Source organism: Alkalibacterium iburiense (assembly GCF_039521845.1).
GTDB lineage: Bacteria > Bacillota > Bacilli > Lactobacillales > Carnobacteriaceae_A > Alkalibacterium > Alkalibacterium iburiense.
Genome location: NZ_BAAACW010000036.1, coordinates 24,625 through 31,204 on the forward strand (window position 1 = coordinate 24,625; position 6,580 = coordinate 31,204).

The 6,580-nt window shown below is 34.4% G+C and carries 7 protein-coding genes and 1 tRNA gene; 3 read left to right on the forward strand and 5 right to left on the reverse strand.

All coding sequences use genetic code 11. The features are described from left to right. Positions 1–75 precede the first annotated feature (75 nt). Together ABDZ53_RS02935 and ABDZ53_RS02940 are read right to left on the reverse strand one after the other, a co-directional pair. Positions 76–375, reverse strand: coding sequence for a helix-turn-helix domain-containing protein (locus ABDZ53_RS02935; protein ID WP_343753816.1), 300 nt, complete (start codon positions 373–375; stop codon positions 76–78). Then, entirely contained in the window at positions 356–613 is a 258-nt protein-coding gene (locus ABDZ53_RS02940) for a helix-turn-helix domain-containing protein (RefSeq protein ID WP_343753818.1), read from the reverse strand. Before ABDZ53_RS02940 ends, ABDZ53_RS02935 begins: the two co-directional genes overlap by 20 nt. 263 nt (positions 614–876) lie before the next feature. Here ABDZ53_RS02940 and ABDZ53_RS02945 point away from each other — a divergent pair, with 263 nt between their 5' ends. Together ABDZ53_RS02945 and ABDZ53_RS02950 are read left to right on the forward strand one after the other, a co-directional pair. Then, complete coding sequence (locus tag ABDZ53_RS02945; protein WP_343753820.1) at positions 877–1,446, forward strand: helix-turn-helix domain-containing protein; 570 nt, start codon at positions 877–879, stop codon at positions 1,444–1,446. Between the two features lie 54 nt (positions 1,447–1,500). Continuing rightward, positions 1,501–2,658, forward strand: a complete 1,158-nt coding sequence (locus ABDZ53_RS02950) for a site-specific integrase (RefSeq protein ID WP_343753822.1) — start codon at positions 1,501–1,503, stop codon at positions 2,656–2,658. A gap of 179 nt (positions 2,659–2,837) precedes the next feature. Here the strand turns inward: ABDZ53_RS02950 and ABDZ53_RS02955 are convergent. Next, a tRNA-Ala gene (locus tag ABDZ53_RS02955) sits at positions 2,838–2,910 on the reverse strand. A gap of 334 nt (positions 2,911–3,244) precedes the next feature. On the opposite strand from ABDZ53_RS02955, the gene rnjA reads away from it, so the two are divergent. Then, entirely contained in the window at positions 3,245–4,915 is a 1,671-nt protein-coding gene (gene rnjA / locus ABDZ53_RS02960) for a ribonuclease J1 (protein WP_343753824.1), read from the forward strand. 60 nt (positions 4,916–4,975) lie between these two features. On the opposite strand, the gene ABDZ53_RS02965 is transcribed toward rnjA, so the two are convergent. Then, the gene (locus ABDZ53_RS02965) at positions 4,976–5,608 is read right to left on the reverse strand and encodes a response regulator (protein WP_343753826.1); all 633 of its coding nucleotides are present in this window, start codon (positions 5,606–5,608) and stop codon (positions 4,976–4,978) included. A gap of 2 nt (positions 5,609–5,610) precedes the next feature. Then, complete coding sequence (locus ABDZ53_RS02970; RefSeq protein WP_343753828.1) at positions 5,611–6,411, reverse strand: sensor histidine kinase; 801 nt, start codon at positions 6,409–6,411, stop codon at positions 5,611–5,613. Between the last annotated feature and the right edge of the window lie 169 nt (positions 6,412–6,580).

The following is a 6,580-nucleotide window of genomic DNA, read 5'->3' on the forward strand; positions in this document are numbered from 1 at the left end:
CTAATCTCCAAGCTGTCGGGCTTGATATTTTTAATAAGAAGATTAAAGGGATCTCTTAAATAAAAGTTATAAATTCTATATCTTAGGATTTTCTATAAAATTCATCAAATCTGTGTAACGATAATAAACTCGGTTATCAATACGAATTTCTTTTAATCCGCGATCTACCCAATTTTTCAAACGTCGTCTACCTATACCTAGCAATTCAAATACTTCTTTTTGCTGCAGTATTTCATGGCTCGGATTTGTATGCGTTGTCAATAGTTTTCTTTCTAATTGTATAAGCTTTTCATTAAGTACCAACTCATACTCTTCTAGTTTGGAATCTATAATCATATCCATTACAGAATTTAAATTAGTATGTATGTTCGTCATAAATACACTCCTCATCATCTGATTTAATATTAGGAAAAAATATTGTAACTATTTCATCGTGAGTTAATTTTAATGCTTCAGCTAGTTTTGTTGCCACATAATGACTGGGAGTAGTATGACCAAACATTATATTTCGAATTGTATTTCTCGATATTTGAATCTCCTCAGCTAGTTTATTGTAGTTAAACTCACTTTTCTCAAAGCAATTTAATAGCAATTTATAATTAATAGTATTCATTCTTCAATACCTCACTACATAAAAGAAAGTTTTTTTGAAAATAAATAGGCCAAATTTATAATTCTTAATTAAGATACTTCAATAGTTAGTGAAAGTAAATACATTTTGCAAAATGCGCAATAAATTGTGCAAAAACATTGCAAATTGTGCAACAATTTAATATAATGCTATTAATGGGTTAACTAAAGATACAAAAATTAATAACAAGTTAGTTATCACTAATCAAATATGAATGGGTAATATTACATTCGGGAGGAAAAAAGATGTATGGGAATCGCATAACCAAATTACGTAATGATAGAAATCTTACACTGCAAGAGTTAGGCGAAAAAATTGGTAGATCTGCATCCACTATTTCACGTTACGAAAGTAATTCCGTTGCCAAGTGGGATCCTAGCTTAATAAACAAGATTGCAGATGTATTAGACACTTCCTCAGCTTTTTTAATGGGGATGACAGATGATCCTAAATTTATGTTTATGGCTGATTTTGAAAACTATATCGAAGAAGTTGGTGATGAATATTGTGAAGAAAATTTAACTAATATCTTAGTAACTAATGAAGACATGGCTCCAGAGATTCCTTATGGAGCTCTTGTAAAAATACGCCCTGTTTTATCAAATGAAAAGTTACAAATTGGCGCTTTTTACTATATTGAATTCAATAATAATAGATGTTTTCGAATGGTGATTGATGATTACGAAGATGGAATAGGTTTTCTACCTAATAGTTTAAGCGAACGAAGAATTGCATATGATCCTAATTATGTTGAAATTATAGGAAAAGCTATTTCAATGAAAGTTAAGTTTGAAGATATACAAGAATACGAGTAAATTTATAAAATATTATTTCTTTCAAAGCTGTCGGGCTATGAGGGGAAGAAAAAGATGAAGTTTGAAAAATATACAACCTACACTGGCAAATCGCTATGGAAATTTTATCATTATTTAGGAACTGATCCAGATACAGGAAAAGCAAATGAAATTAGACGACGTGGATTTAAGACACAGAGCGAGGCTAGAGAGAATTTATTAGAAATAATTAAAGAGTATGAAAAAGGAGAAAACGTAAAGCTTTCGAAAAAAGATAAGTATTCGTTTCAAGAAGTTACAGAGCTTTGGCTTTTACATTATGAAAAACAGGTAAAAGTAACCACTTTTACAACAGCAAATATTTATTTGGATAAGCATATCTTACCTTTATTCAAAAATTTTTTTATAGATAAGATTGATGTTCGCCGATGCCAAGATGCTGTTAACAGATGGTATTCAACCTATTCAGAAGCAGCTCTACTTGTGAGTATAGTAAATAGAATATTTAAGTTTGCAATTAATCAGGGATTTTGCATTGATAATCCGATGTCTAAAATTATTCGTCCTAAAAACACACATAAACAAAATTACGTTGCTCCTTTTTACGAGAAGCATGAATTGCTCTCTTTTCTAAAGGCTCTAAAAGAAGATGAATCTTTAAAAGCTTACACTATGTTTCATTTACTTGCTTTTACCGGATTAAGGCGAGGAGAAGTCTTTGGATTAAAATGGAAGGATATTGATTTTGAAAAGATGATGTTGTCAGTAAATCGAACACTCATTTATAATCAACAAATTAAACAGTTCCAGTTTTCGACACCTAAGACAAAGAATAGTGTACGTCAAATTGGGATAGATAATAAAACAATCAAGGTACTATTACAATGGCGGAACTTCCAAAGAGAGTTCTTCATAGCACGTGGCCTAAATGTAAACTCTTCAGAACAACTAGTTTTTACTTCTGAGAATAACCATTATATGACAGATGCATATCTAAGAAGAATTATTAAGAGAATAACAACAAAACATAATTTGCCTCATATCACTGTTCATGGATTTCGTCATACACACTGCTCATTACTTTTTGAAGCAGGAATTGAAATGAATAATGTAAAAGATCGATTAGGTCATAGTAACATTAAAACGACGATGAATATTTACGCTCATGTCACTAAAACTGAACGAGACAAAACAGCTGATCTTTTCAGTGATTTCATGGAAAGAAGCATGTAAATAAGTATAAGGTAAAGTCCAAAACGTTGATAAACCCGACGATTCATTAAGGACTTTATCTTATTACTGCAACATTTACTGCAACATCACCAAATCCACTCATTTTAGACCTCTTTTTCGTATCTCAAAACAAAAAAAGAACGCCCACAAACGGCGTCCTTACAACGTTTTTGATGATATGGAGATAAGCGGGCTCGAACCGCTGACCTCTACACTGCCAGTGTAGCGCTCTCCCAACTGAGCTATACCCCCTTGACACTTTACTATTATGCCTTAGAACGCATAAAAAGTCCAGAGGCTTTTGGTATTTTATCAATAATTTACTATTTTCTAATAATTGGAGAGACTTGAAAGTTCATCTACTTGTGCCGAAACCCAGTGTTTATACTTATCCAATTTAAAACTTTCTTCGAGCTAATGGCAACTTATCACCCTACTTCCCTCTCCTTTCCTTCTTCTATACTTATCTTTTTTAGTATGGTAAACTATTTATAGCAGTGGTGACTGTACCACAACCCGATCTGGTATGAAACTATTTTTTGCTAAATGTTTGACTATAGAAATTAATGAATTAAGGAGATTGAAGATGAAACCAAATATAAAGAACAATGAAACGGCTGTCTATGCATTAGGTGGCTTAAATGAAATAGGGAAAAACACGTACGGCATCCAATTCCAGGATGAAATTATTTTAATCGATGCTGGAATCAAATTCCCAGAAGATGATTTACTAGGAATTGATTATGTTATTCCTGATTATTCATACATTTTAGAAAATAAAGAGAAAATTAAAGGTCTCTTTATTACACACGGCCATGAAGACCACGTAGGGGGTATCCCTTATTTAATGAAGCAGTTGAACATCCCTATTTACGCTGGTAAATTGGCTCTTGCTCTCATTAAAAATAAATTAAATGAGCATGGGTTGTTACGCTCTTCTACTTTAAACGAAATTAATGAAGACACCGTAGTTAAGTTTCGTAAGACAACTGTTTCCTTCTACAGAACCACACACAGTGTCCCTGAAGCATATGGTATTGTTGTCAAAACACCCAATGGAAATATCGTCCATACAGGAGACTTTAAATTCGATTTTACTCCTGTCGGTGAACCGGCTAGTTTACACAGAATGGCTAAAATTGGTGAAGAAGGCGTATTGGCTTTACTTTCTGACAGTACGAATGCAGAAGTTCCCAACTTTACAAAATCAGAGCGAGTGGTGGGAGATTCTATTCGAAACTTACTCAAGAAAATTGATGGCCGTATTATTTTTGCTTCTTTTGCTTCAAACGTTTCTCGTATTCAGCAAGTAGTGGAAGCCGCTAATAAGACAGGACGAAAAATTGCGGTATTCGGACGCAGTATGGTTACTGGCTTAGAGATTGGCCAAGAGTTAGGTTACATTCAGGCTGATGAAGGAACCTTCATACATCCCAACGAATTAAAACGATACAAAGATAATGAAGTATTGATTTTATGTACCGGATCACAAGGAGAACCTATGGCAGCGTTAAGTCGTATTGCCAATGGTACTCACCGACAAATTTCTATTCAACCTGGAGACAACGTCATCTTTTCTAGCTCACCTATTCCTGGTAACACAGTAAGTGTTAATCGTGTGATTAACCAGCTGTTGGAAGCTGGCGCCAATGTCATTCATGGGAAAATCAATAATATCCATACATCTGGTCACGGTGGCCAGGAAGAACAAAAACTGATGCTTCAGTTAATGAAGCCAAAGTATTTCATTCCTATTCATGGTGAGCACCGCATGCAAAAAATACATGCTCATTTAGCCCAACAAACGGGCGTACCTGAAGAAAACTGTTTCATTCTTGATAATGGTGATATCCTCGCCTTAACAGAAGATACAGCTAGACGCGCAGGTGAATTCGATGCGAAAGATGTCTACATTGATGGCAGTGGCATAGGTGATATTGGAAGTGTTGTTCTCCGTGATCGTAAAATATTATCAGATAACGGTCTAGTCGTCGTCGTAGCAACTATTGATCCGGATAAGAAGGAAGTTTTAGCTGGACCAGATATCATCTCAAGAGGGTTTATTTATATGAGAGAATCTGAAGAACTCATTCAGAACGCTCAAAGAAAAGCCTATCAGAGTATTCGACGTTCCTTAGAAAATAAGCAAGTGAATGAATTCAAGATGAGAAATGACTTGATAGAAGATATTAAAGAGTTTCTATTTGCAGAAACTGAAAGAGAACCGATTATACTCCCTGTAATATTAACCAATTAAAATAAAAATAAAGCTCATCTATTCCGCTATCAACTGGTACGGGGAATAGGTGAGCTTTATTTATTCTACTATGTCATGTCTAAAAGCATAAATCGCGACTTGGGTTCTATCTTCTACTTCTAACTTTGATAGAATATTTGAAACATGCGTTTTAACTGTTTTTAAGGTTATAAACAATTCGTCTGCAATTTCCTGATTTGTGTATCCTTTGGCTATTAACTGGACGACTTCGTTTTCTCTATTGGTCAATTGGTCATGAAGATGTGTCCGTTTTTTCTCTTCTCTTTTTTCTTCCATAATTGTCGAAACTTCTTCTTCAATGAAATGTTTCCCATTATAAGTCTCTCGTATAGCTTGAGCGATTTCTGAAGCTGTCGATGTTTTTAGAATATATCCGGCTGCACCAGCTTTCATTGCAGGATAGACTTTTTCATCATCAATAAAACTAGTTAATATAATAATTTTAGCCTCTGGCCATTCTTCCATTATGATTTGAGTCGCTTCTGTTCCGTCCATTACTTCCATAACTAAGTCCATTAAAATAATATCTGGCCTGTTTTCTAAAGCAAGCTCTACGCCTTCTTTCCCATTCTTTGCCTCACCAACAACTTCGAAGTCCTCTTGGATAGAAAAAAAGGAAGATAATCCCAATCGAACCATTTCATGGTCATCGATTATTAACAACTTTATCACGTTCATTCCCCCGATACTATAGGTACATTAATCTCAATACGTGTCCCTAACTGTTCTAAAGAGACAATTTTAACATCTCCTCCCATACCATCTATTCTTTCTTTTATGTTTCTAAGTCCGTAACTTCCTGATTTTTTCTGATTCATATCAAAGCCAATTCCATCATCAATCACTTTCAGCTGGGCGCTTTCCCCATCCTTGCGTAAGTAAATTTCCAGTTCTTTTGCTTTGGCATGTCTGAGTACGTTAGATAATAGCTCTTGAATAATGCGAAAGAAATGGTCTTCCATTATAGCAGGCATAGTAAAAGATTCTATATCGTAAGTGAGTAAGATATCTATTTTTGTCGACAATTCTTTTAGTAATTGTTCAATCCCCTGCTTCAATGATTTCCCATCAAGCTGAACAGGTCTTAAATGCAAGAGTAAGGCTCGCATTTCCGTTTGCGAGGCATTAATTGTTTTTTCAACAAGCTTCAATTGATTAATCACCGGTTCCGGACAATTATCCACTTGCTGATTCGCTGCAGAAAGCATCATGGAAGCCGCAAATAGTTGCTGACTAACCGAATCATGCAACTCTCTCGCAATACGGTGCCTTTCTTTTTCCAAAATATCCTCTTTGGTTTCATTATCAATCGTTTTGGATTCTTTCGATTGTCTGAGTGCTTCATCCGCCATAAACATTAACTTTTCATGTAATTTTAAAAACTGTTTATCAATTTCCTTGTTAATTTGAATAGGTGTGTCTAATGAATACATGTTCAAGAATATAGAGGCAGAATAATGACCTTGACTCATCATTCTGAGACCTTCTTCTACTTTTCGGAGTTTTTTCTTTTCAAATAGACGCAAATAACTCATCGTCATGATACTTAGAGCCAATGAAAATAATATGATATATCACTAGTGTTGCATAAAACTTCCTAATAAACGTTGTGTTCATTGTTACGATTATCACAAATGCTTTTCA